Source organism: Methylobacterium sp. Leaf88, from assembly GCF_001422795.1.
Lineage (GTDB): Bacteria > Pseudomonadota > Alphaproteobacteria > Rhizobiales > Beijerinckiaceae > Methylobacterium.
Window position 1 is genome coordinate 82,093 of the sequence record NZ_LMMK01000024.1, and the last position, 22,726, is coordinate 104,818.

The 22,726-nt window shown below is 65.9% G+C and carries 22 protein-coding genes; 16 read left to right on the plus strand and 6 right to left on the minus strand.

Annotated elements, in window-relative coordinates:
- Positions 1 to 3: 3 nt before the first annotated feature.
- The 3 genes from tolR to ASF20_RS14740 form a co-directional block, all read right to left on the minus strand.
- Positions 4 to 498 (minus strand): protein TolR, encoded by a 495-nt coding sequence (tolR, locus tag ASF20_RS14730; RefSeq protein ID WP_056275214.1) that lies wholly within the window; start codon positions 496 to 498, stop codon positions 4 to 6.
- A 118-nt stretch (positions 499 to 616) separates the two neighbouring features.
- A complete protein-coding gene (locus ASF20_RS14735; RefSeq protein ID WP_056214567.1) occupies positions 617 to 1,306 on the minus strand; it encodes a MotA/TolQ/ExbB proton channel family protein in 690 nt (229 codons plus the stop codon).
- Positions 1,307 to 1,366: 60 nt separating this feature from the next.
- Positions 1,367 to 1,768 carry a Tat pathway signal protein gene (locus ASF20_RS14740; RefSeq protein ID WP_244472724.1) on the minus strand — a complete coding sequence of 134 codons (402 nt, stop codon included), beginning with the start codon at positions 1,766 to 1,768 and terminating at the stop codon, positions 1,367 to 1,369.
- A 582-nt stretch (positions 1,769 to 2,350) separates the two neighbouring features.
- On the opposite strand from ASF20_RS14740, the gene ASF20_RS14745 reads away from it, so the two are divergent.
- Together ASF20_RS14745 and ASF20_RS14750 are read left to right on the plus strand one after the other, a co-directional pair.
- Complete coding sequence (locus ASF20_RS14745) at positions 2,351 to 2,788, plus strand: Hsp20 family protein (protein ID WP_056214570.1); 438 nt, start codon at positions 2,351 to 2,353, stop codon at positions 2,786 to 2,788.
- 74 nt (positions 2,789 to 2,862) lie between these two features.
- Positions 2,863 to 3,147 (plus strand): DUF1150 domain-containing protein, encoded by a 285-nt coding sequence (locus ASF20_RS14750; RefSeq protein WP_056214573.1) that lies wholly within the window; start codon positions 2,863 to 2,865, stop codon positions 3,145 to 3,147.
- Here the strand turns inward: ASF20_RS14750 and ASF20_RS14755 are convergent.
- Positions 3,134 to 3,925 (minus strand): alpha/beta hydrolase, encoded by a 792-nt coding sequence (locus tag ASF20_RS14755; RefSeq protein WP_056275215.1) that lies wholly within the window; start codon positions 3,923 to 3,925, stop codon positions 3,134 to 3,136. The genes ASF20_RS14750 and ASF20_RS14755 overlap by 14 nt on opposite strands.
- Before the next feature lie 183 nt (positions 3,926 to 4,108).
- Here ASF20_RS14755 and ASF20_RS14760 point away from each other — a divergent pair, with 183 nt between their 5' ends.
- Entirely contained in the window at positions 4,109 to 5,341 is a 1,233-nt protein-coding gene (locus ASF20_RS14760) for a glycosyltransferase family 4 protein (RefSeq protein WP_056275217.1), read from the plus strand.
- A gap of 186 nt (positions 5,342 to 5,527) precedes the next feature.
- The gene (gene infC / locus ASF20_RS14765; protein WP_238280755.1) at positions 5,528 to 6,049 is read left to right on the plus strand and encodes a translation initiation factor IF-3; all 522 of its coding nucleotides are present in this window, start codon (positions 5,528 to 5,530) and stop codon (positions 6,047 to 6,049) included.
- A gap of 189 nt (positions 6,050 to 6,238) precedes the next feature.
- Here the strand turns inward: infC and ASF20_RS14770 are convergent, their stop codons facing one another.
- On the minus strand, positions 6,239 to 8,569 hold the full coding sequence (locus tag ASF20_RS14770; protein WP_056275218.1) for a glycogen debranching N-terminal domain-containing protein: 2,331 nt from the start codon (positions 8,567 to 8,569) through the stop codon (positions 6,239 to 6,241).
- 160 nt (positions 8,570 to 8,729) lie between these two features.
- Positions 8,730 to 9,863: a glycosyltransferase family 4 protein gene (locus ASF20_RS14775; RefSeq protein ID WP_056275220.1), complete on the minus strand. Its 1,134-nt coding sequence runs from the start codon at positions 9,861 to 9,863 to the stop codon at positions 8,730 to 8,732.
- A 425-nt stretch (positions 9,864 to 10,288) separates the two neighbouring features.
- On the opposite strand from ASF20_RS14775, the gene ASF20_RS14780 reads away from it, so the two are divergent.
- The 12 genes from ASF20_RS14780 (at position 10,289) to nuoL (ending at position 22,702) form a co-directional block, all read left to right on the plus strand.
- Positions 10,289 to 10,654: an NADH-quinone oxidoreductase subunit A gene (locus ASF20_RS14780; RefSeq protein ID WP_056275223.1), complete on the plus strand. Its 366-nt coding sequence runs from the start codon at positions 10,289 to 10,291 to the stop codon at positions 10,652 to 10,654.
- Between the two features lie 60 nt (positions 10,655 to 10,714).
- Positions 10,715 to 11,302 (plus strand): NADH-quinone oxidoreductase subunit B, encoded by a 588-nt coding sequence (locus ASF20_RS14785; RefSeq protein ID WP_056214588.1) that lies wholly within the window; start codon positions 10,715 to 10,717, stop codon positions 11,300 to 11,302.
- Between the two features lie 15 nt (positions 11,303 to 11,317).
- Positions 11,318 to 11,965, plus strand: a complete 648-nt coding sequence (locus tag ASF20_RS14790) for an NADH-quinone oxidoreductase subunit C (protein ID WP_056275226.1) — start codon at positions 11,318 to 11,320, stop codon at positions 11,963 to 11,965.
- Between the two features lie 16 nt (positions 11,966 to 11,981).
- Positions 11,982 to 13,172: an NADH-quinone oxidoreductase subunit D gene (locus tag ASF20_RS14795; protein ID WP_056275227.1), complete on the plus strand. Its 1,191-nt coding sequence runs from the start codon at positions 11,982 to 11,984 to the stop codon at positions 13,170 to 13,172.
- A gap of 19 nt (positions 13,173 to 13,191) precedes the next feature.
- Positions 13,192 to 14,295: an NADH-quinone oxidoreductase subunit NuoE gene (gene nuoE, locus ASF20_RS14800; protein ID WP_056275230.1), complete on the plus strand. Its 1,104-nt coding sequence runs from the start codon at positions 13,192 to 13,194 to the stop codon at positions 14,293 to 14,295.
- Position 14,296: 1 nt separating this feature from the next.
- The gene (gene nuoF / locus ASF20_RS14805) at positions 14,297 to 15,598 is read left to right on the plus strand and encodes an NADH-quinone oxidoreductase subunit NuoF (protein ID WP_056275233.1); all 1,302 of its coding nucleotides are present in this window, start codon (positions 14,297 to 14,299) and stop codon (positions 15,596 to 15,598) included.
- Positions 15,599 to 15,643: 45 nt separating this feature from the next.
- On the plus strand, positions 15,644 to 17,725 hold the full coding sequence (nuoG, locus tag ASF20_RS14810) for an NADH-quinone oxidoreductase subunit NuoG (protein WP_056275237.1): 2,082 nt from the start codon (positions 15,644 to 15,646) through the stop codon (positions 17,723 to 17,725).
- 12 nt (positions 17,726 to 17,737) lie between these two features.
- A complete protein-coding gene (gene nuoH / locus ASF20_RS14815) occupies positions 17,738 to 18,760 on the plus strand; it encodes an NADH-quinone oxidoreductase subunit NuoH (protein WP_056275240.1) in 1,023 nt (340 codons plus the stop codon).
- Between the two features lie 24 nt (positions 18,761 to 18,784).
- Positions 18,785 to 19,273 (plus strand): NADH-quinone oxidoreductase subunit NuoI, encoded by a 489-nt coding sequence (gene nuoI, locus ASF20_RS14820; RefSeq protein WP_056275243.1) that lies wholly within the window; start codon positions 18,785 to 18,787, stop codon positions 19,271 to 19,273.
- A 217-nt stretch (positions 19,274 to 19,490) separates the two neighbouring features.
- Positions 19,491 to 20,111 carry an NADH-quinone oxidoreductase subunit J gene (locus ASF20_RS14825; RefSeq protein WP_056214617.1) on the plus strand — a complete coding sequence of 207 codons (621 nt, stop codon included), beginning with the start codon at positions 19,491 to 19,493 and terminating at the stop codon, positions 20,109 to 20,111.
- Positions 20,112 to 20,154: 43 nt separating this feature from the next.
- Complete coding sequence (gene nuoK / locus ASF20_RS14830; protein WP_055947368.1) at positions 20,155 to 20,460, plus strand: NADH-quinone oxidoreductase subunit NuoK; 306 nt, start codon at positions 20,155 to 20,157, stop codon at positions 20,458 to 20,460.
- Positions 20,461 to 20,608: 148 nt separating this feature from the next.
- Positions 20,609 to 22,702 carry an NADH-quinone oxidoreductase subunit L gene (gene nuoL / locus ASF20_RS14835; protein WP_056275247.1) on the plus strand — a complete coding sequence of 698 codons (2,094 nt, stop codon included), beginning with the start codon at positions 20,609 to 20,611 and terminating at the stop codon, positions 22,700 to 22,702.
- Positions 22,703 to 22,726: the final 24 nt, after the last annotated feature.

The following is a 22,726-nucleotide window of genomic DNA, read 5'->3' on the forward strand; positions in this document are numbered from 1 at the left end:
GGATTACTGCGGCGTTCCGCTGACAGGGGCCGGAGCGGCGGCCGGCGAAGCGGGCAGCGCACCGCCGGGCGATTGGGCGATCAACGAGACCTTCGTGAAGCCGGCTTGGCCGACGAGGCCCATCACCTCCATGATTTTGCCATAGGGCACGTCGCGGTCGCCACGCACCAGCATCACCTGGGTCGGGTCCTGGGCCGCCAATGCGCGCAGGCGGGGCAGGATCGCATCCGGCGTGAGTTCTTCCTTGGCGAGGTAGGGCCTTCCGTCCTTGTCGATGGAGATCTCGAGCGGCTTCTTGGCCTGGGCGACTTTCTGGGCGGTGGTCTTGGGCAACTGCACAGGCACGCCCGTGGTCATCAGGGGAGCGGCCACCATGAAGATGATCAGCAGCACGAGCATAACGTCGACCATCGGGGTGACGTTGATCTCGGACATCGGCGCTGCGTCGAGACCATCATCGTCATCGCTGCCGCCGGCGCGGATCGAACCCATTGCCATCGTGAAGCGGCCCTCCAGGGCCAGGGCGAAGGGCGATCAGGCCGGTCCGCCGCACAGGTTGCTGTCAGGAATCGGCGCTCGCGCGGCGCCGGAGCGTGCCTTGGTCAGGTAGGAGCGTTCACTCGGCGGCGGCACGGCCATGCACGGCTCGGTCGCGGGCGAGGCGATTGCCGAGAATGCCGATGCTGGAGACGAAACTGGACTGGATCCGACTGACATCGTTGATAAGCTTGTTGTAGGCCATCACGGCAGGGATCGCGACGATGAGGCCGATGGCCGTGGCGAACAGGGCTTCGGCGATCCCTGGGGCGACCACCGCCAGCGAGGTGTCCTGGCTCTTGGCGATGGACGAGAAGGAATTCATGATGCCCCAGACCGTCCCGAACAGCCCGATGAAGGGCGCCGTCGAGCCAGCGGTGGCCAGGAGAGGCAGGCCGGTTTGCAGACGCTTGATCCGGCTGGTCAGGGCCGCGCGCATCGCGCGCTCGATGCGGTCGCGCCGCTCGGCCCGGGTCTCGCTGGAATCCTGATCCCGCCAAGCCTCTGCGGCCGCTCCCATGATCTGAGCGTCCATGCCGCCGCCGGATGATTCGAGCGCTCCACCGGACCGCACCAGCACGTCGAACGCCTTGGCTTGACGCTTGGCGGCGGCAATCCGGACGATCTTTTCGAAGACGACGGTCCAGCACGCGATCGAGGCGATCACGAGGAGGATCATCACGCCCTTCACGATCGGATCCGCCTGCAGGAACAGTCCGATGAAGGAAAAGTCGTGCGTGACTTCGGCCTGCGCTGCGGTCGGGTCCATGATGGTCTCTCTCAGTGCGTACGGTGTGCGGGCTTCGATATCGGATCTCGAATGCGCTGATTAGCGCACGAAGGCCGCGGAGGTCTTACTCTCGGTCTCAATGCGGTCGAGGCAGGTCTCACGGCTGGCCTCGCCGCCCTCGCAGGCCAGGACGTCGTTGAGGAGCAGGCGACCGATCTTTGGGCAGGCGATCCCCGGGAAGTCGAAGAGGCGGACCATCGTCTTGCGGTCTTGCACCGGTCCCAGCTCCACGGACAGGCGCTTCTGGGCGATGCCTTCGGTATCGAAGGCGAACAGATCGACCTTCAGGGATTTCAACGCTGGGCCGCGGCTGTTGTCCACGAGAAGATAGGTGCGGCAGGCGTCGCCGGCGGGTTCCAGGCGATTGAGTTCCAGCTTGATCGGCGCGGTCTTGCCGTCCTGCGCGGTGACCGGTGCGGCGAGGCTCGTGAGTATCGCCAGGGACGCGAGGCCGGCAACGACATGCTTCGCCACGATGGTCTTATTCCTACGCAAGGACCCGTCTTCGCTCACGCCGCGCACTCCCGCTAAAGTACCGTCGCTCAGCGCGACGCAACCGGATTCCAGCGCGATCGCGTGTCTCGACAGGATGTCTCGACAGCCCTGCTTGGCCCGGCATCGATTTCGGTGAGCACCCCAGCGCGCGGTCTGAGAACCACGATCCAGGGACTGCCCTACGCGGGGTGGGCATATCCGAGGACGCGACCGCAGATCAAGCGCAGGGCGGAATATCAGAGGAATTCCAAACTGTTACTCGGGACACAGAAGCGGTCTAGCTTGCGATCTGCCGAACCGTCCCGCCTTTGGATGCCGAAAGCGCCTGAGCCCTCAGGGGCTAACGGGTGCTCGAAGGCTGATGGGGCAATGTGTCGGGGCGGCCTCGCCCTTGATGCCTTCCGAGCCCGCCTCCATATCGCGAAGACCGGCGATCGAATGCCGGGAGGGGTGCTGCGAAGGCGGGCCCCGATCACCGAAGTGCCTCATGAAACTCTGTTTCGGGCTTCGCTGGAAGGATATGCGTTCGTGACGACTCGGCCCTCTCCGTTTGGACATCCCTTTCTCCTCGGATTCGATGAGATCGAACAGGCTCTCGACCGGGTGTCGAAGGCCGCCAACGATGGGTATCCGCCTTACAATATCGAGCGTCTGGCGCGGACCGAGCATCAGCCGGAGCGCCTTCGCATCACTCTGGCTGTCGCGGGGTTCACCCGCGATCAGCTCGACGTGATGCTGGAGGAAAGCCAGCTGGTGGTGCGTGGCCGGCAGGTGGACGACAAGACCCGGCAGTTCCTGCACCGCGGTATCGCTGCGCGTCAGTTCCAGCGCGCATTTCTGCTCGCGGACGGCATGGAGGTGATGGGCGCCGATCTCTCGAACGGTCTCTTGTCGATCGACCTAACTCGGCCGGAGCCGGACAGAATCGTCCGCAAGATTGCCATCGCGTCCCGCGACGAGGCCTGATGCCAGGGCTTCGGCTCACATCGACCGCCGGGCCCGTTCCCGGTGTACCGCTCTGCCAAGAAGGAGGGCAGTCCATGACCGAGTTCAACACCAATCCGCTCACCCAGGCCGATCTCGACCCGGCCGACTTCAATGTGGCTGATCTCGCTGCGCTCGGCGAAGGACATATCGCCTATGTGCGCGCGATCCGCTCCGACGAGGTAAAGCGCATCTTTCCGCAGGCACCTGACCTGACGCCTGGTCTTGACCTGTTCGCGCTTCTCTCGGCCAGCGGTGCACCGATCCTGCTCGCCGACTCTCGGGATGCCGTGGTGGCCAATGCGGCCGCCAACGACCTCTACACGGTCAGTCTGCACTGACCCGGAATTCGGTGACCGTCGTCAGAAGCCGTTGCAGATCCTGCGGCCGGGACAGACGATGGTCGCCGTCCGCGATGAGGGTGAGGAGGGTGCCGGCCTTCGGAAGCCTCTCCACCACGCGCAGGGCGTGCGTGTAGGGAACGTCGGGGTCGTCCATGCCTTGCAGGATATGGACCGGGCAGCCGGGATCGAAGTTCGCTCCGAGCAGACAATGGCGCTGACCGTCTTGGATGAGCGCGTGAGTGATCGGGACCGGCGTCGGATCATAGGCGCTTGGCCGAAGCCAGGCGCCGTCCCGTTCTATCTGCGCCCGGATTTCTGGCGTGAACCGGTCCCAGAGGAGGCTTTGGGTGAAATCCAGGGCCGGCGCGATGAGGACAAGGCCTGACGGCGCCGTCCGGCGGTTGCCTGCGCGCGCACAGGCCACCAGGCATGCGATCCAGCCGCCCATCGACGAACCCACCAGGATCGGGTTCTCGGGCGCGTAGGCAGCAACGACCGCCTGTGCATCCGCGAGCCAAGTTGAGATCGTGGCCTCGGCGAACACGCCGGTCGATTCGCCATGGCCAGTGTAGTCGAACCGAACCAGAGGTCGGCCCTGCCGCTTGGCCCAGGCATCGAGCGTCATCGCCTTGGTGGCGCCCATATCTGAGCGGAAGCCGCCGAGCCAGACCAGTGGAGGGCCTTCGCCGGCTCTCCGTCGCACTGCGATCTGCCGTGCCGCCGATCCGGTCCCGACCTCAAGGAACTCCAGCGCCCCATCCTGCGCAGACGTCATTCGTTAACCCTTGCCCTGGGATGCATCGAACTGAACGCATCGCCTTTGCATTTCGTTTACCGGGCCGTAAAGCGCGGCGTTCAAGCTCACGGCCATGACCGACACGCAAGACGGACGCTGTTTTCCTTGGGTACGCGACCCGAGCTTCGATCCCGGGCCGTGGGCCATTCCGGCTTGCCCGTCATGAACGGCGACGTGCGCGGCAGCTTTCCGTCCGAGCGTGCGCCGCTCGCAGGGGCGACCATCTTGCAGATCATTCCGGAGCTCGATGCCGGCGGCGCCGAGCGCACCACCGTCGATGTCGCCGCCGCCTTGGCTGCGGCCGGCGCCCGGGCGCTGGTGGCCACCGAGGGCGGCCGCTTGATCGGCGAATTGCAGGCCAAGGGCGGCATCTGGCTCCCGTTTCCGGCGGCTTCGAAGAATCCGCTTGCCATGGCCGTAAATGTGGGGCGCCTCGCCCGCCTGTGCCGACGCGAGGGCGTGCACGTCGTCCACGCTCGCTCGCGGGCCCCGGCCTGGGTCGCCCTGGGTGCCGCGCGCCGCGTGAAGCTTCCCTTCGTGACGACGTATCACGGCAGCTATTCCGGCCGTACGGGGGTAAAAGTCCTCTACAACTCCGTGATGGCACGGGGTGACGTGGTCATCGCCAACTCGCACTACACGGCCGACCTGATCCGCACCCTGCACCCGGAACAGGCGGGCGACCGGGTTCGGGTCATCCATCGCGGCACCGATCTGGCGCAGTTTGCGCCCGCGGCGGTCTTGCCGGCGCGGGTCGAAGCCCTGCGCCGTGCCTGGGGCGTCGCCCCGCATGAGCGCGTGGTGCTGCTCGCCGCGCGGCTGACGGGCTGGAAGGGTCAGCGGGTCCTGATCGAGGCGGCGGCGCTGATGCGCAATCGCGGCATCACCGACGTTGCCATCGTCCTCGCCGGCGATCCGCAGGGACGCGTCGCCTACGAGCGCGAGCTCGACGCGTTAATCGCGGCGCGCGGCCTTCAGGCGATTGTGCACCGGGTTGGGCACTGCACTGATATGCCGGCGGCCTTCCGGGCGGCCTCCGTCGTGGCGGTACCATCCGTGGAGCCCGAAGCTTTCGGCCGTTCCGCCGTGGAGGCCCAGGCCCTGGGCACCCCTGTGGTGGTGTCGGATCTTGGAGCCGTGCCGGAAACGGTGTTGGCACCTCCCGAAGTTCCGCCGGCCCAGCGGACGGGATGGCGAGTTCCGCCGGGTGATGCCGGTGCTCTGGCCGACGCTCTGTCGGACGCCCTGTCCCTAGGGGCCAGCGCGCGCGATGCGATGACCCGGCGCGGCCGAGCGCATGTCGAGGCGCACTTCTCCCTCGAAGGCATGGTCGGCGACACACTTGCCGTCTATGCCGACCTCATCGTCAGCCGGGCCGTGGCCGCACGCGGGTGATCGCTGCGTCCAATGAACCAAACTGCGACGACCGTGTTGACTTGCACGAGAGTTCAGCCAAGGTGTCGCACCGAATTTCGCGAGCGATGGGTGGCCAGGATCGACCCCAAACGGGGTTTGAGTTCGCGGGCTGCCGTTTCGTCGTTTCACTAGGAGACCAAAGCCATTCGTAGACCTATGAGAGCTATGCCGGCCCCGCAGAAGGACGGGCCGCGCGCCAACCGGGACATCCGCGGCGTCCGCGAAGTGCAGCTCATCGACGACACCGGACAGAACCGTGGCGTCGTCGCCTTCTTCGACGCCATCGCCATGGCCGAGGAGGCGGGTCTCGACCTCGTCGAGATCGCACCGAACTCCGTCCCTCCCGTCTGTAAGCTTCTTGACTACGGCCGTTTCCGCTTCAACGAACAGAAGAAGCAGAACGAAGCGCGCAAGAAGCAGAAGACGGTCGAGGTCAAGGAGATCAAACTCCGCCCCGGGATCGACAAGCACGACTACGATACAAAGATGAAGGCCGTAATTCGGTTCTTTGAGGAAGGCGACAAGGTCAAAGTGACTCTGCGCTTCCGCGGCCGTGAGATGGCCCACCAGGACATCGGCCTGCGCCTGCTCGAGCGGGTGAAGAACGAGACCCAGGAGATCGCTAAGGTTGAGAGCGAGCCGATGCTCGAGGGCCGCCAGATGATCATGATTCTGGCTCCGCGCTGAGCAGCTCTCGGCTGAGCGCCTGACACAGAAAATGCACCGCCTTCCTCTCGGCAGGCGGTGTTTATTGTTTTCCACGCCTGCATGAATCCGGTCGACGACGCGTCGGTGTGTCAACCAGCGGTCTTCCAAGTAGAGAGCGTTTTCGCCCAGCGGGCGGCATTCGCGCGAATGCCGCCCGCTCTTCGAGGCCTACTTCAGCAGAGAGATCTGCGCATCGCCGGTCCGCCGGAGGACATTGACCGTGACGTCCTCGCCGTAGCGCTGCAGGCGCAGGTCCACGCGTGAGGTGCCAATCTTCAGGTTGAAGATCGAGACGCCGTCGAGGAACGGCGGCAAGGTCGGATTGCGGAAGCGGACCCGGTTACGGTCGTGGTCGATCTCCAACCCGAGGCAGGCCGCCAGGAAGGCGAACGGCGCCGCTGCGGCCCAGGCCTGCGGCGAGCAGGCTACGGGGTAGGAGACAGGGCCGCGCTGGTGGCGTCGCATGAAACCACAGAACAGCTCCGGCAGCCGCTTCTGATCCTGATAGAGAGCCGTGTCGAACATGCCCTCGAAGATCCGCGACGCTTCCGGCTTCAGGTTGTAACGCGCCAGTCCGAGGGCGATCAATGCGTTGTCGTGCGGCCAGATCGAGCCGTTGTGGTACGACATCGGATTGTAGCGAGCTTCGCCGCGGGCGATCGTGCGCACGCCCCAGCCGTTGAAGCCGTCCTTCGACAGGAGATTGGCAGCGACGCTCGCTGCACGCTCTGGCCGCGCGATGCCGGTGAAAAGCGCATGGCCGGCGTTGGACGAGCGTACGGCGCATTGCCGCTTCTCGCCGTCGAGGGCGAGGGCGTAGGTGCCGATCGCTTCGCACCAGAATGCCTTGTCGAAATTGTCGCGCAGGGTCTGCGCCTCCTCGCCGAGACGCTGCGCCAGGGTGTCATGGCCCAGGAGCGAGGCGAGCTTGGCCGCCCCGTTCTTGGCGGCATAGACGTAGCCCTGGACTTCGCAGAGAGCGATAGGGCCCTTCGCCAGATTGCCGTCGGTGTGGAAGATGGAGTCGTGACTGTCCTTCCAGCCCTGGTTCTCAAGGCCCTTGTCGGTGTCGCGGGCATACTCAACGAACCCATCGCCGTCCCGGTCGCCGTACTCGTCCATCCAGGTGAGGGCGAGTTCCAGAGCAGGCCAGATCCCCGAGATTGTCTCCAGGTCACCGGTGACGGCATAGTACTCCCAGGCCAGCATCACGAAGAGCGGCGTGCCGTCGATGGTGCCGTAGTAGTGCCGGAACGGCACCTCGCCGAGCATGGCCATCTCACCGCGCCGGGTTTCGTGCAGAACCTTGCCGGGCTGCGCGTCGGCGGCCGGGTCGACGGCCTGGGCCTGGGTCGAGGCGAGGTAGCGCAAGACGCCCTTCCCGAAGTTCGGGTCGATCCAAAGCGCCATCATGGCGGTGATGATCCCGTCGCGCCCGAATACCGTGGAGTACCAGGGAATGCCCGCGAAGGGGTAGATGCCTTCCGGCGTCCGGCTTGCCAGCATGTAGAGGTCGGCGGTAGCGCGACAGGCGGCTTCGTTAAACTGGTCGTTCGACGAGATGATCGTCGTGATGCCGGCAGTGAGCTGGCGCAGGTCGCGACGGGAGTCGCGATAGGCCCGAGCGAAAATGACACCCTCGGCGAGACCCTTCGGGTGGCGCGGAGCAGCGGAACTCCCTGCGGCGCGCGACAGGCCGGCTGCTGCATCCTCGCCGACCCGCTCGGCAGCGGGAGCGCTGGTGAAGGCGCGGTGTGATTCGAAGACCGCTCTCAGGAACAGCGAAGCGCGTCCGCCTGGCGGCAGGGAGACGACGAACTCGGCGCGGCCCGGCTCGATGTGCTTGGGCGTCGGCCCGAAATGCAGGCTCGTGGTGCGCACGACCTCGTCGAGGCCGGCGTAGCGAAACTGGACCTCGGATTCGCTCGCCACCTGAACGCTGCGCTTGCCGCGCACAGGGCGGTCCATGCCGCGCACTTCGAAGAGATCCCGGAAATCGGCGTCGAAGGTGACGGCAACCTTCAGATGCCAGTGCCGGGAATCGTAGTTGCGGAGGCCGATCCTATCGTAGCACGCGCCCTTGAAGAGAAACTTGGTGCGTTCGATCGCGATCAGTTCGCGGGGGATCGTGGTCTCGTCATGAGCATCGATGCGGATGTCGGGCGTCGTCATGTCGACGCTGAGCGCGCCGTTGTCGTCCTGCATCACCGAGGACAGCAGCAGCGGTCGCTGGTCCTCGATGGTGACATGCAGACGTGAGAGGTAGCGCGTGTCTTGGAAGTAGAGGCCCTCGGGACCGGGGAGCACGCCGATATCGCCGTAGCTGTCGAGAACCGCGAAAGCCTCGCCGTATTTCAGCGAGCGCAGCGGGCGCTCGACAAGTGAGGTCTGCGCCTCGATGTGATATTGCGGCAGGACTTCGTCGGCATCCTGGAAGCCCCGGGGAATCCGCGTTTCGGTCGCGGGCTCGGAGGTCGCCTTCAGTGTATCCGCTGCCATGCCTGAGCGTCTCCGAAATGGGTGTCGAATCAAAAGGGCCGCCGGTCGCATGATGCGGCGCGGCGGCCCTCAGTGGCAGAGGTAGTGCGGCAATCTTGCGGCGCCAGCCTGCTCGGCGGCGAGCAAATCCGATGCCGGGCGGGGCCCGGCTCGGACAGTATCAGGCAGGCATCGCAGCGACGGAGATCTGGGGCAGGGCGGAGCCGTTCATCTCGCCATAATGCGAGGAGAAAGCGCCGGCATGCGGTAGCTTGATCACCGAGTTCGCGCCGGCGAGCAATCGTTCGTAGGCGGCCACGTACTTACGCACCATGCACTCGGCGGTGAAATTACCTTCGAAGTGCCTGCGCACGCCAGTACGGCTCATCGACTTCACTGCGTGGACCGCCGCCACCGCGTCATCCATCGAGTCGCACAGGACGCCAGAGACACCATCCGCGATCACCTCCGGCACGGAACCGTTCCGGAAAGCGATGACCGGCGTGCCGGCCGACATCGCCTCGATCATCACGAGGCCGAAGGGCTCCGGCCAGTCGATCGGGAAGGCAAGGGCGAGGGCGTTGCCGAGGAACTCCTTCTTCTGCTCCTCGTTGATCTCGCCGATGAACTCGACGAGGGGATGGTGGATCATCGGCTCGATGACCTCGTCCCAATAATCTTGGTCGGCCTTGTCGACTTTTGCGGCGATTTTCAGCGGTATGCCGGAACGGATCGCCATCTCGATCGCACGGTCGGGACGCTTTTCCGGGGAGATGCGGCCGAGGAAGGCAAGGTAGCCGCCTTTCGACTCCGGATAGAACGGGCAGTTCTGGGCCGGAAGACCGTGGTGGATGGTCGAGAGCCAGTTGACGTTCTCGGGCATCGGATCACGCTGATTGTCCGAGATCGACACCAGAGGCATACCCGTGAAGGTGCGGTAGACCGGCATGAAGTCCGGCACGTCGAGGCGCCCGTGCATCGTTGTGAGGCATTTGTGATTTAGATCTTCGAACATCGGATACTGAAGCAGATCGATGTGGAAGTGGAGGATATCGAACTCGTGCGCTCGCTTGTGCACGTGGTGCAACATGGCAAGGTGGCTCGCAGTGTGATCCCGATAGCCGAGGAGGCGCAGGCCCTCGGGCGTGCAGGCTGCAAGCTTGGCCGAGGTCTCCGAATCACCGCTAGCGAACAAAGTCACATCGTGGCCCTGGCGGACCAGTTCCTCGGTGATCCATGACACCACGCGCTCGGTACCACCATAGAACTTCGGGGGTACGGCCTCCGAAAGCGGAGCAATCTGGGCAATGCGCACGAAGCGTCTCCTATGAGGTCGAATGTTGCGCCGACCTAACGCGATCCGGCCTGAGTGGGACATGAACGAAACGGACGGCCAAGGTTATGGTTCCCGGCCCTTGAGCTACGCCAGAACTCTCTGACAAACGGACTAAGATGTCCCCGCTATCCCCGCGTTCGATGCCGTCTGGCATGCCAGACAAGTCCATGGCAGGAATTGTAGGAAACCGGCCGAACGACCCCCTGCGCGCATCGGTCGTGTTGTTCGGAACGGGGGAAGAACTACCTCAGGCGCATGGCCGATTTTGTGCGACGCACGATGCCCTTGTTTCACTCCGGGGGGTCGTCTAAGCCTCGCGCCGGCGCAGTCTGGCATTGGAGCAATTCCATGTGGCCTAAGGCGTCGAAGGCGTCGCAATCGCCTGCCAATACGAGAGGTCCCGCATGTCCGGCCTGATGGCAGACTATCTGCCCCTCATCGTCTTTATCGGCGTCTCTGTGTTCATTGCTGCGGCCCTGCTGGTTGCGCCCTTCCTGGTCGCCTACAATAACCCCGATCCGGAAAAGCTGTCGGCCTACGAGTGTGGCTTCAATGCTTTCGACGACGCGCGCATGAAGTTCGACGTGCGCTTCTACCTCGTCGCGATCCTCTTTATCATCTTCGACCTCGAGGTCGCGTTTCTGTTCCCGTGGGCAATCTCCTTCGGTGAGCTTGGATGGTTCGGCATGTGGTCGATGATGGCTTTCCTCGGCGTTCTGACCGTCGGCTTCGTCTACGAGTGGCGCAAGGGCGCCCTCGAATGGGACTAGTGTTCCCGAATCGCGCCGTCCACGAAGTCCGCCCATCCGAAGCCTGATCCCGAGAAACCGATGGCCTTCAGCCCCGACCTCTCCCGCGCCCCGGCGATCGCCCAGGCCCCCAAGGGCATCATCGATCCCAGCACGGGCCTTCCGATCGGCGCCAATGATCCGACCTTCCTGTCGATCAACGACGAACTCGCCGATCGCGGATTTCTCGTCACGTCCACGGATGATCTGATCAACTGGGCCCGCACCGGCTCGCTGATGTGGATGACCTTCGGCCTCGCCTGCTGCGCCGTTGAGATGATGCAGATGTCAATGCCGCGCTACGACTGCGAGCGCTTCGGATTTGCGCCACGCGGGAGCCCGCGTCAGTCCGATGTGATGATCGTCGCCGGCACGCTGACCAACAAGATGGCTCCGGCTTTGCGCAAGGTCTACGACCAGATGCCGGAGCCTCGCTACGTCATCTCGATGGGTTCCTGCGCCAACGGCGGAGGCTACTACCATTATTCCTACTCGGTGGTCCGCGGCTGCGACCGGGTGGTGCCGGTGGATATTTACGTCCCGGGCTGCCCGCCCACGGCCGAGGCGCTGCTGTATGGCGTGCTCCTGCTCCAGAAGAAGATCCGCCGCACTGGTACGATCGAGCGCTGAGGAAGGACGCCCGGCATGACCAATGGCATCAGCATCCTTGCCCATACCGCGCCGGAGTCCGGCGTCGGCGCCCTGCAGCGGATCAGCGACCATGTCGCCTGTGCGCTCGGGCCCGCGATCGTCTCCCGCACCATCGCCTTCGGCGAACTCACCCTCGTGGTGCAGGCCAGCGACATCGTCTACGCGCTGACCTACCTGCGCGACGACCCAACCTGCGCCTTTCGCTGCTTCATCGACATCTGCGGCGCCGATTATCCGGCCCGGGAGAAGCGGTTCGACGTGGTCTATCACCTGCTCTCGCTGCGCCATAATTCCCGGATCCGCTTGAAGGTGCAGACCGACGACCAGACGCCGGTGCCCTCCGTAATCGAGGTCTTTCCGGCCGCGAACTGGTTCGAACGTGAGACCTACGACCTCTACGGCATCCTGTTCTCGGGCCACCCGGACCTGCGTCGGCTTCTCACTGATTACGGCTTCGAAGGGCACCCCCTGCGCAAGGACTTTCCGCTCACCGGCTTCGTCGAGGTCCGCTACGACCAGGACGAAGCGCGCGTGGTCTACGAGCCGGTCAAGCTCACCCAGGAATTCCGAAACTTCGACTTCCTTTCGCCGTGGGAGGGCACCGAGTACGTGCTCCCGGGCGATGAGAAGACGTCGGCTTGAGCAGCGGAGCGAGGCCATGACCGAGCACAACATCCGCAACTTCGCGATCAATTTCGGACCGCAGCATCCGGCGGCTCACGGCGTGCTGCGCCTCGTGCTGGAACTCGACGGGGAGATCGTAGAGCGGGTCGATCCCCACATCGGCCTGCTCCATCGTGGCACCGAAAAACTCATCGAGCACAAGACCTACCTCCAGGCGACGCCCTACTTCGACCGGCTCGACTATGTTTCGCCGATGAACCAGGAGCACGCCTTCTGCCTCGGCATCGAGAAGCTGCTCGGGCTCGAGGTGCCGCGGCGGGCGCAGCTGATCCGCACGCTGTTCTGCGAGATCGGGCGCATTCTCTCCCACCTTCTCAACGTCACCACGCAGGCCATGGATGTCGGCGCCCTGACGCCGCCGCTCTGGGGCTTCGAAGAGCGTGAGAAGCTGATGATCTTCTACGAGCGTGCATCGGGCGCTCGGCTCCACGCCAACTACTTCCGGCCCGGTGGCGTCCATCAGGACCTGCCGCCCGCACTGATCGACGACATCGAAGCGTTCATCGATCCGTTCCTGCAGGTTGTCGATGATCTCGACAACCTCGTCATGGGCAACCGCATCTTCAAGCAGCGCAACGTCGACATCGGCATCGTCACCGTGGACGAGGCGATGGCCTGGGGCTTCTCCGGCGTGATGGTCCGTGGTTCCGGCATCCCGTGGGACCTGCGCAAGTCGCAGCCCTACGAGGCCTACGAGGAGATGGAGTTCGACATCCCCGTGGGGAAGAACGGCGACACCTACGATCGCCAGGTCATCCGCATGGAAGAGATGCGCGAATCGGCGAAGATCATGAAGCAGTGCTGCATCAAGCTGCGCCAGCCGGCAGGCCAGGGGCCGATTTCAGCTACGGACGGCAAGATCGCTCCGCCGCCACGCCGCGAGATGAAGCGCTCGATGGAAGCGCTGATCCACCACTTCAAGCTCTACACCGAAGGCTTCCACGTGCCGGCCGGCGAGGTCTACGCCGCCGTCGAGGCACCCAAGGGCGAGTTCGGCGTCTATCTCGTCGCCGACGGCAGCAACAAGCCCTACCGCTGCAAGATCCGCGCTCCGGGTTTCGCCCACCTTCAGGCGATGGACTGGATGTGCCGCGGCCACATGCTGGCCGACGTGTCCTGCGTGCTTGGCACCCTGGACATCGTGTTCGGCGAAGTGGACCGGTGAGGATCAAGGTTCGAAACTGATGGCCAACCGCAGACTCGCCTCCGCTGCCGAGCAGCCCGCCACCTTCACGTTCTCGTCCGAGAACGCTGATTGGGCGAAGGGCCAAATCGAGAAGTATCCTGAGGGCCGTCAGGCCTCGGCGGTGATCCCGCTGCTCTGGAAGGCGCAGGAGCAGAATGGCGGCTGGCTGCCGCAGAAGGCCATTGAGGCGGTGGCTGACGAACTTGGCATGCCGCATATCCGCGTGCTCGAAGTCGCGACCTTCTACACGATGTTCGCCTTGGAGCCGGTCGGCAGGTTCTGGATCCAGCTTTGCGGGACCGTGCCGTGTGATTCCTGTGGCGCGCGCGAGTTGAAGGACTACCTGCACCACCGTCTCGGAGCGCCCGGCCACGTGAGTGCTGACGGTAACTTCTCTTGGCTCGAGGTCGAGTGCCTGGGCGCCTGCTGCAATGCTCCGATGGCGCAGATCAATCAGGATTACTACGAGGACCTGACACCCGACCTCCTCGGCAAGCTGATGGACGACCTCGCCGCTGGCCGGCCGGTGAAGGTCGGCTCGCAAGTCGGACGGACCTCGTCCGAGCCGCTCGGGGGCGCCGATACACTCACCGATGCGAACCTGTTTGACGGATCGCGCGTCGGAACCTGGCGCAAGCGCTTCGAGCAGAAAGAGGCCGAAGGTGGCAGCGAGCAGGGCAAGGCCGAGGCGGCTTCGTCCGAACAGCGCGCCGCCGGCGACCCGAAGCCCGCCCGTCCCGATGCGGGTCGGGCCGTCGGGACGCCGGCGACCGACGGGCCTGCCCAGCGGGCTGCGGCCGGAGAGTCTCCCGTGAGGGCGAGCGATAAGATGGATGCTGCCGACGGGACGAACTCGACGGCGCAGCCAGCCTCGCCGACCGCGCCGGCTCCGGAGATGATCGCGAAGTCTGAAGCCGCAGGTGCGGAAGCCGGTACCCAGTCGAGCCTGCCGCGCAACGAGCCACCGCCCCAGCCAGCGGCCACGGGTGCCAGCGCGGACGTCAAAGACCCTCAGTCGGCCGGCACCGAGGCCTCATCGACGAAGGTTTCAACGACGAGGCCGGAGACACCCGGGTTTTCCGCCCCAAAGAAGGGGAACTGACATGCTCGCCGATCAGGATCGCATCTTCACGAACCTCTACGGCCTGCATTCTCCCGGGCTCGAGGCCGCCAAGCAGCGCGGCGCCTGGGATGGCACCAAATTCCTGCTGGAAATGGGCCGCGACTGGATCATCGACGAGATGAAGCAGTCGGGCCTGCGGGGCCGTGGCGGCGCTGGCTTCCCCACAGGCCTTAAGTGGTCATTCATGCCCAAGAAGTCCGACGGGCGTCCGCACTACCTCGTGGTCAATGCCGACGAGTCCGAGCCGGGCACCTGCAAGGACCGGGAGATCATGCGGCACGATCCGCATCTCCTGATCGAGGGCTGCATGCTGGCATCCTTCGCGATGGCCGCGCATGCCTGCTACATCTACATCCGCGGCGAGTACGTCGCCGAGAAGCACGCCCTCCAGCGGGCGGTGGACGAGGCTTACGAGGCCCGCCTCGTCGGCAAGGACAATGTCCACGGCTATCCCTTCGACATCTACGTCCACCACGGCGCCGGCGCCTATATCTGCGGCGAGGAAACGGCGCTGCTGGAGAGCCTCGAAGGCAAGAAGGGCATGCCGCGCCTGAAGCCTCCATTCCCCGCCAATATGGGTCTTTACGGCTGCCCCACGACGGTCAACAACGTCGAATCCATTGCGGTGGCGGGCACCATCCTGCGCCGCGGCGGCGCCTGGTTCGCCGGCCTCGGTGGCAAGAACAACACCGGCACCAAGCTGTTCTGCGTCTCGGGCCACGTCAACAAGCCCTGCAACGTCGAGGAGGAACTCGGGATCACCTTCCGCGAACTCATCGACAAGCATTGCGGCGGCATGCGTGGCGGGTGGGACAACCTGCTCTGCTCGATTCCCGGCGGCTCCTCGGTGCCCCTGGTCCCGGCCGAGCAGATCATCGATGCCAAGATGGACTTCGACACGCTCAAGAACCTCGGCTCCGGCCTCGGCACGGCGGCGGTCATCGTGCTCGACAAGTCCACCGACATCGTCTCGGCGATCGCCCGCATCGCCTACTTCTACAAGCACGAGTCCTGCGGCCAGTGCACGCCCTGCCGCGAAGGCACGGGCTGGATGTGGCGCGTGATGCTGCGCATGGCGGAGGGCCGGGCCCAGCGCCGGGAGATCGACATGCTCCTCGACGTGACGAAGCAGATCGAGGGTCACACCATCTGCGCGCTCGGCGACGCGGCCGCCTGGCCGATCCAGGGTCTGATCCGGCACTTCCGTCCTGAGATCGAGAAGCGCATCGACCGCTACAGCGCCAACCCGCATTCCGATCCGGTGCCGATGGCGGCGGAGTGATCCGCCCCTCGCGCCGCCCTTAAGTTTCGAGACCGAGACCCACGCATGACCAAGATCGTCGTCGACGGCACCGAGGTCGATGTTCCGGCGGAGTACACGCTGCTCCAGGCCTGCGAGGCCGCAGGCGCGGAAATTCCGCGCTTCTGCTTCCACGAGCGGCTGTCCATCGCGGGCAATTGCCGGATGTGCCTCGTGGAGCTCAAGGGCGCTCCGAAGCCGGTGGCCTCCTGCGCCTATGCAGTGAAGGATTGCCGGCCCGGACCCAACGGCGAGCCGCCGGAGGTGCTGACGCGCTCGGGCCAGACGAAGAAGGCCCGCGAGGGGGTTATGGAGTTCCTCCTCATCAACCACCCGCTCGACTGCCCGATCTGCGACCAGGGCGGCCATTGCGACCTGCAGGACCAGGCAATGGCCTACGGCGTCGACTCGACCCGCTACGGGGAGAACAAGCGCGCCGTCGAGGAGAAGTACATCGGCCCGCTGGTGCGGACCGCCATGAACCGCTGCATCCACTGCACCCGCTGCGTCCGCTTCCTGGCGGAGGTCGCCGGCGTGCCGGATCTCGGCGCTATCGGGCGCGGCGAGGACATGGAGATCACGAGCTACCTCGAATCCGCCATGGGCTCAGAGCTTCAGGGCAACGTCGCCGACCTCTGCCCCGTGGGCGCCCTCGTCCACAAGCCGCAGAGCTACGAGGTGCGGCCGTGGGAGCTGTCGAAGACCGAATCCGTCGACGTGATGGACGCCGTCGGTTGCGCCATCCGGGTCGATGCCCGCGGGCGCGAGGTCATGCAGATCGAGCCGCGCGTGCACGAGGGAATCAACGAGGAGTGGATCTCCGACAAGACCCGCCACGCGGTGGATGGTCTGCGCACCCAGCGCCTCGACCGGCCCTACCTGCGGGAGAACGGCCGCCTGCGCCCTGCGTCCTGGGGTGAGGCGTTCGCCGCCATCGCGGCGAAGGTGAAGGGCACCGACCCCAAGCGCATCGGCGCGGTGGTGGGCGATCTCGCCGGCGTCGAGGAGATCTACGCGCTGAAGGCGCTGATGACCTCCCTCGGGGTGACGAGCCTCGACTGCCGACAGGCCGGCGAGGCGATCGATCCGGCCTGGGGCCGGGCCGCCTACACCCTCGGCACCGGCATCGCCGGGATCGAGGAGGCGGATGCGATTCTCCTCATCGGCACCAACCCGCGCCTGGAGGCCTCGCTCCTCAACGTGCGCATCCGCAAGCGCTGGCGCATGGGTCCCCTGGCGGTGGGCCTCATCGGCGAGCCCGTCGACCTGACCTATCCGCACACCTACCTGGGCGCCGGACCCGAGACCCTGGCCGACCTCGCCTCCGGCCAGCACAGCTTCGCCGAGGCGCTGAAGGGGGCGAGCCGGCCCCTGGTGATCGTCGGGACCGGTGCGCTGGCGCGGCCGGACGGCGCCGCGATCCTCGCGGCGGCGGCGGCGCTCGCCCGGGACATCGGCGCCGTGACGCCCGCGTGGAGCGGCTTCGGCGTGCTTCAGACCGCGGCGGCCCGGGTCGGCGCCCTCGATCTCGGCTTCGTGCCGGGGGAGGGCGGGTTCGACTTCGCCGGGATCGCGAACGGCGGTAATCTCGACGTGGTATACAATCTCGGTGCCGACGAGGTCGCGGTGGGACCGGGTGCGTTCGTGATCTACCAGGGCACGCACGGCGACCAGGGCGCCACGCGGGCCGACGTCATCCTGCCGGGGGCCGCCTATACAGAGAAGAGTGCGACCTACGTCAACCTCGAGGGCCGGGTCCAGACTACCAACCGCGCCGGCTTCCCGCCGGGGGATGCCCGCGAGGATTGGGCGATCCTGCGCGCCCTGTCCGACGTGCTTGGCAAGCGCCTGCCGTTCGATTCGTTGGGGGCCCTGCGCCGGGCGCTCTACGCCGAGCATCCGCACTTCGCCGCCCTCGACGCCATCGCCCCGAGCGATGCGGTGGCCACCGTGGAGACCCTGTCGGGTCTCGGCGGCGAGCCGACCCGAACCGCTTTCAGCGCGGCGGTGCCGGACTTCTACCTCAGCAACGCGATCGCCCGCGCCTCGCGGGTGCTCGCCGAGTGTTCGAGCCTCGCCCGGGTGCGCGGCCTCGAAGCGGCCGAATAAGGATCTCCTGCGATGACCTTCTGGGAAGTCCTCGGCACCGTCCTGCTGCTGGCGCTCAAGAGCTTCGTGCTGCTGGCGCTGCTGCTCGTCTTCATCGCCTACGCGCTGCTGGCCGACCGCAAGATCTGGGCGGCGGTGCAGCTCCGGCGCGGCCCGAACGTGGTCGGGCCCTGGGGCCTGTTCCAGTCCTTCGCCGATCTCCTGAAATTCGTCCTGAAGGAACCGGTCATCCCGGCCGGCGCCAACAAGGCGCTGTTCCTGCTGGCGCCCCTGGTCTTCGCCACCCTGGCGCTGGCCGCCTGGGCGGTGATTCCCCTGGCCGAGGGCTGGGCCATCGCCGACCTCAACGTCGGCATCACCTACATCTTCGCGATCTCGTCGCTGGGCGTCTACGGCGTCCTGATGGGCGGCTGGGCCTCGAACTCGAAATACGCCTTCCTGGGTGCCCTCCGGTCTGCCGCGCAGATGATCTCCTACGAGGTCTCCCTCGGCTTCGTCATCATCTGCGTCCTGCTCTGCGCGGGCTCCCTGAACCTCTCGCGCATCGTCATGGCGCAGGACACCAGCCTCGGCATCCTGGGCTGGTACTGGCTCTGGCTGTTCCCGATGTTCGTGGTGTTCTTCATCTCGGCGCTGGCCGAGACGAACCGCCCGCCCTTCGACCTGCCGGAGGCCGAATCGGAACTCGTGGCCGGCTACATGGTCGAGTATTCGTCGACGCCGTACCTGCTGTTCATGCTGGGCGAGTACGTGGCCATCATGACCATGTGCGCGCTGGGCACGGTGCTGTTCCTCGGCGGCTGGCTCTCCCCGATCCCGTTCGCACCCTTCACCTGGGTGCCGGGCCTGATCTGGTTCGCCCTCAAGGCCAGCTTCCTCTTCTTCATGATCGCCATGGTGAAGGCCATGGTGCCGCGCTACCGCTATGACCAGCTCATGCGCCTCGGCTGGAAGGTGTTCCTGCCGCTCTCGCTGGTCTCGGTCATCGTCGTCGCCTTTGTCCTCAAGCTCACCGGCCTCGCGCCGGGCGCCTGACAACCCCTCACGGAGATCCGAGCCATGAAGCTCGATCAGGTCGCTCAGGGTCTGCTGCTGAAGGAGTTCGCGTCCGGGTTCGTCCTGGCGATGAAGTACTTCTTCAAGCCGAAGGCCACGATCAACTACCCCTTCGAGATGGGCCATCGCGGCCCGCGCTTCCGGGGGGAGCACGCCCTGCGCCGCTACCCCAACGGCGAGGAGCGCTGCATCGCCTGCAAGCTGTGCGAGGCGATCTGCCCCGCCCAGGCCATCACCATCGAGGCCGGCCCGCGCCGCAACGACGGCACCCGCCGCACGACCCGCTACGACCTCGACATGGTCAAGTGCATCTATTGCGGCATGTGCCAGGAGGCCTGCCCGGTGGACGCCATCGTGGAAGGGCCGAATCTCGAGTTCTCGGTCGAGACCCGCGAGGAGCTCCTCTACGACAAGGAGAAGCTCCTCCTCAACGGCGACCGCTGGGAGCGCGAGATCGCCCGCAACCTCGCGGTGGACGCGCCCTACCGCTGAGCGCGCGCTCCCGCCGGGCGGATCCTCTTGCCGGGCGCATCCTTCGCGCGGCCCGCGGATGAGACATCAGGGGCGATTCCGTTCCCACGGAGTCGGCCGGACCCCGCTGAGGCGGTTGTGCGCCGCAGGGGCGGGTTCTATAGACGGGCGGCTGGTGGGCCGTGGCACAATTTCGGCAGAAGGGGCCGTCCTCGGGACGGCTGATCTCTAGAATCGCATGAGTGCAGCCGCTGCCTTCTTCTACCTGTTCGCAGGTGTGACCATCGCCTCGGGCTTCATGGTGATCGCCTCGCGCAATCCCGTGGCCTCCGTGCTCTTCCTCATCCTGGCCTTCGTGAACGCCGCCGGGCTGTTCGTGATGATGGGCGCCGAGTTCCTGGCGATGATCCTGGTGGTCGTCTACGTCGGCGCGGTGGCGGTGCTGTTCCTGTTCGTCGTGATGATGCTCGACGTGGATTTCGCCCAGCTGCGCCAGGGCTTCCAGCAATACCTGCCCATCGGCGCGCTGATCGGCGCGGTCTTCCTGATCGAGCTGCTGCTCGTGGTGGGCTCCTGGACCATCGATCCGGGCCTCGTGCAGGCGCCCCTCGGTCCGGTCGCCAGCGCCGAGGCGGTGACCAACACCCAAGCGCTGGGCCGGGTGCTCTACACGGACTACGTCTTCTTCTTCCAGCTCGCCGGCCTGATCCTGCTCGTCGCGATGATCGGCGCCATCGTGCTGACCCTGCGCGACCGACCGGGCGTCAAGCGCCAGAACATCGCCGTCCAGAACGCGCGCACGCAGACCATGGCGGTGGAAACCCGCAAGGTGCCCTCGCGCCAGGGCGTGGAAGTCTGATGGCCGGCGGACCTCGAACGGCAGAGACCGGGAGCCACATCCGATGATCGGCCTGAGCCATTACCTGACGGTCGCCGCGATCCTGTTCACGCTGGGGGTGCTCGGCATCTTCGTGAACCGCAAGAACGTCATCGTCATCCTGATGTCCGTCGAGCTGATCCTGCTGGCGGTGAACATCAATCTCGTCGCCTTCTCCACCCACCTCAACGACATCACCGGCCAGGTCTTCGCCCTGTTCGTGCTGACGGTCGCGGCGGCGGAGGCGGCCATCGGCCTCGCCATCCTCGTCGTGTTCTTCCGAAACCGCGGTTCGATCGCGGTGGAGGACGTCAACATGATGAAGGGCTGACGCGGGACCGCGACGCCACCCGATTCGACGCCCGGCAGCGCGGTGCGCGCGCCGCCGGGGCGGTGACACGAACCCCACAGGGCGCCGCTCGGGCTCCCCGCGCAGCGCGCGGGGACCGGGCGCACCCAGGAGGCCGGACAAGCCAGCGATGTATCACGCGATCGTCTTCCTCCCGCTCGTCGGCGCGCTGCTTGCCGGCCTGTTCGGCCGCCAGCTCGGCCCGAAGCTCAGCGAGGGCATCACCACCGGCCTCCTCGCCTTCTCGGCGCTTCTGTCCTGGGGCGCCTTCCTCGAGGTGCCGGGCACCGAGCACGCCACCCGCGTGCAGGTGGCCACCTGGTTCACCGCCGGCGACCTCGTGGTCGACTGGGCCTTCCGCATCGACACCCTGACGGTGATCATGCTGGTGGTGGTGACCTCGGTCTCGACCCTCGTGCACCTCTATTCCATCGGCTACATGGAGGAGGATCCGCACCGGCCGCGCTTCTTCGCCTACCTGTCGCTCTTCACCTTCGCCATGCTGATGCTGGTGACGGCCGACAACCTCGTGCAGATGTTCTTCGGCTGGGAGGGCGTCGGCCTCGCCTCCTACCTGCTGATCGGGTTCTGGTACGAGAAGCCTTCCGCCAACGCCGCGGCCATGAAGGCCTTCATCGTCAACCGCGTCGGCGATTTCGGGTTCTCGCTGGGCATCTTCCTCGTCTTCGTGCTGACGGGCTCGATCGCCTTCGACGGCATCTTCGCCCGCGCGCCCGAGATCAAGGACGCGACCTTCCACTTCCTGGGCTACGACTGGAACGCCCTGACCCTCGCCTGCCTGCTGCTGTTCATGGGCGCCATGGGCAAGTCGGCCCAGTTCCTGCTGCACACCTGGCTGCCGGACGCGATGGAGGGGCCGACCCCCGTCTCCGCGCTGATCCACGCCGCCACCATGGTGACAGCCGGCGTCTTCATGGTGGCGCGCCTGTCGCCGCTGTTCGAGCTCGCCCCCAACGCCCTCGTCGTGGTCACGGTCATCGGCGGCATCACGGCGTTCTTCGCGGCCACGATCGGCCTCGTGCAGAACGACATCAAGCGCGTGATCGCCTACTCGACCTGCTCGCAGCTGGGCTACATGTTCGTGGCGCTCGGCGTCGGCGCCTACTCGGCGGCCGTCTTCCACCTCTTCACCCACGCCTTCTTCAAGGCGCTGCTGTTCCTCGGGGCCGGCTCGGTCATCCACGCGATGCACCACGAGCAGGACATGCGGAACATGGGGAACCTGCGCCGCTACATCCCCTTCACCTCGGCGATGATGACCATCGGCACCCTGGCGCTGATCGGCTTCCCCTTCACCGCGGGCTACTATTCGAAGGACGCCATCATCGAGGCGGCCTACGCCTCGACGCGGCCCGGGCACACCCTGGCCTTCATCTGCACCGTCGTCGCCGCGCTGATGACCTCGTTCTATTCCTGGCGCCTGTTCTTCATGACCTTCGAGGGACCGGCCCGCTGGGCCGGCCACGGGGCGCACCACGACGACGCCCACGCGGTGGCGCATGCCGCCGCCTCGACCCAGGCCGACGGCGCCCCGGGCCACCACGAGGGCGTCGCCCATGACGATCACGGCCACGACGTCGAGCCGGCCTCGCACAGCGCCATCGAGCACCACGACCATGCGCACACCCCGCATGAGAGCCCGCTGGTGATGACGATCCCGCTCGGCATCCTGGCCTTCGGCGCGCTCTTCGCCGGCCTGATCTTCAAGAACCGGTTCATCGGCGAGGGCATGGACTCGTTCTGGGGCCACGCCCTCGGCCACGGCCCCGACAACCACATCATGCACGACATCCACGCGGTGCCGGCGCTGGTGGCCTATTCGCCCTTCATCATGATGCTGATCGGCTTCGTGCTGGCCTACTGGATGTATATCCGCCGGCCGGAACTGCCGGGCCAACTCGCCGCCCAGCAGCCGAGCCTGTACCGGTTCCTCCTCAACAAATGGTACTTCGACGAGCTCTACGACCGGATCTTCGTCCGCCCGGCCAAGGACTTCGGCAAGTTCCTCTGGAAGGAGGCCGACGGCCGCGTCATCGACGGCATGGGCCCGGACGGCATCGCCACCCGCGTCCTCGACGTGACCCGCGGCGTGGTCCGCTTCCAGACCGGCTACGTCTACCACTACGCCTTCGTCATGCTCGTCGGCGTCGCCGCCCTCATCAGCTGGTACATGCTGACCGGCTTGCCCAAGGTCGCCCATTGATGGCCGCCGTCACGTATCGGAGCG

What these genes read in the sequence shown, in the direction of transcription:
- tolR (WP_056275214.1), bottom strand. Translation starts at nt 498, where the DNA reads ATGGCAATGGGTTCGATCCGCGCCGGCGGCAGCGATGACGATGATGGT.
- ASF20_RS14735 (WP_056214567.1), bottom strand. Translation starts at nt 1,306, where the DNA reads ATGGACCCGACCGCAGCGCAGGCCGAAGTCACGCACGACTTTTCCTTC.
- ASF20_RS14750 (WP_056214573.1), top strand. Translation starts at nt 2,863, where the DNA reads ATGACCGAGTTCAACACCAATCCGCTCACCCAGGCCGATCTCGACCCG.
- ASF20_RS14755 (WP_056275215.1), bottom strand. Translation starts at nt 3,925, where the DNA reads ATGACGTCTGCGCAGGATGGGGCGCTGGAGTTCCTTGAGGTCGGGACC.
- ASF20_RS14760 (WP_056275217.1), top strand. Translation starts at nt 4,109, where the DNA reads ATGAACGGCGACGTGCGCGGCAGCTTTCCGTCCGAGCGTGCGCCGCTC.
- infC (WP_238280755.1), top strand. Translation starts at nt 5,528, where the DNA reads ATGCCGGCCCCGCAGAAGGACGGGCCGCGCGCCAACCGGGACATCCGC.
- ASF20_RS14770 (WP_056275218.1), bottom strand. Translation starts at nt 8,569, where the DNA reads ATGGCAGCGGATACACTGAAGGCGACCTCCGAGCCCGCGACCGAAACG.
- ASF20_RS14780 (WP_056275223.1), top strand. Translation starts at nt 10,289, where the DNA reads ATGTCCGGCCTGATGGCAGACTATCTGCCCCTCATCGTCTTTATCGGC.
- ASF20_RS14785 (WP_056214588.1), top strand. Translation starts at nt 10,715, where the DNA reads ATGGCCTTCAGCCCCGACCTCTCCCGCGCCCCGGCGATCGCCCAGGCC.
- ASF20_RS14790 (WP_056275226.1), top strand. Translation starts at nt 11,318, where the DNA reads ATGACCAATGGCATCAGCATCCTTGCCCATACCGCGCCGGAGTCCGGC.
- ASF20_RS14795 (WP_056275227.1), top strand. Translation starts at nt 11,982, where the DNA reads ATGACCGAGCACAACATCCGCAACTTCGCGATCAATTTCGGACCGCAG.
- nuoE (WP_056275230.1), top strand. Translation starts at nt 13,192, where the DNA reads ATGGCCAACCGCAGACTCGCCTCCGCTGCCGAGCAGCCCGCCACCTTC.
- nuoF (WP_056275233.1), top strand. Translation starts at nt 14,297, where the DNA reads ATGCTCGCCGATCAGGATCGCATCTTCACGAACCTCTACGGCCTGCAT.
- nuoG (WP_056275237.1), top strand. Translation starts at nt 15,644, where the DNA reads ATGACCAAGATCGTCGTCGACGGCACCGAGGTCGATGTTCCGGCGGAG.
- nuoH (WP_056275240.1), top strand. Translation starts at nt 17,738, where the DNA reads ATGACCTTCTGGGAAGTCCTCGGCACCGTCCTGCTGCTGGCGCTCAAG.
- nuoI (WP_056275243.1), top strand. Translation starts at nt 18,785, where the DNA reads ATGAAGCTCGATCAGGTCGCTCAGGGTCTGCTGCTGAAGGAGTTCGCG.
- ASF20_RS14825 (WP_056214617.1), top strand. Translation starts at nt 19,491, where the DNA reads ATGAGTGCAGCCGCTGCCTTCTTCTACCTGTTCGCAGGTGTGACCATC.
- nuoK (WP_055947368.1), top strand. Translation starts at nt 20,155, where the DNA reads ATGATCGGCCTGAGCCATTACCTGACGGTCGCCGCGATCCTGTTCACG.
- nuoL (WP_056275247.1), top strand. Translation starts at nt 20,609, where the DNA reads ATGTATCACGCGATCGTCTTCCTCCCGCTCGTCGGCGCGCTGCTTGCC.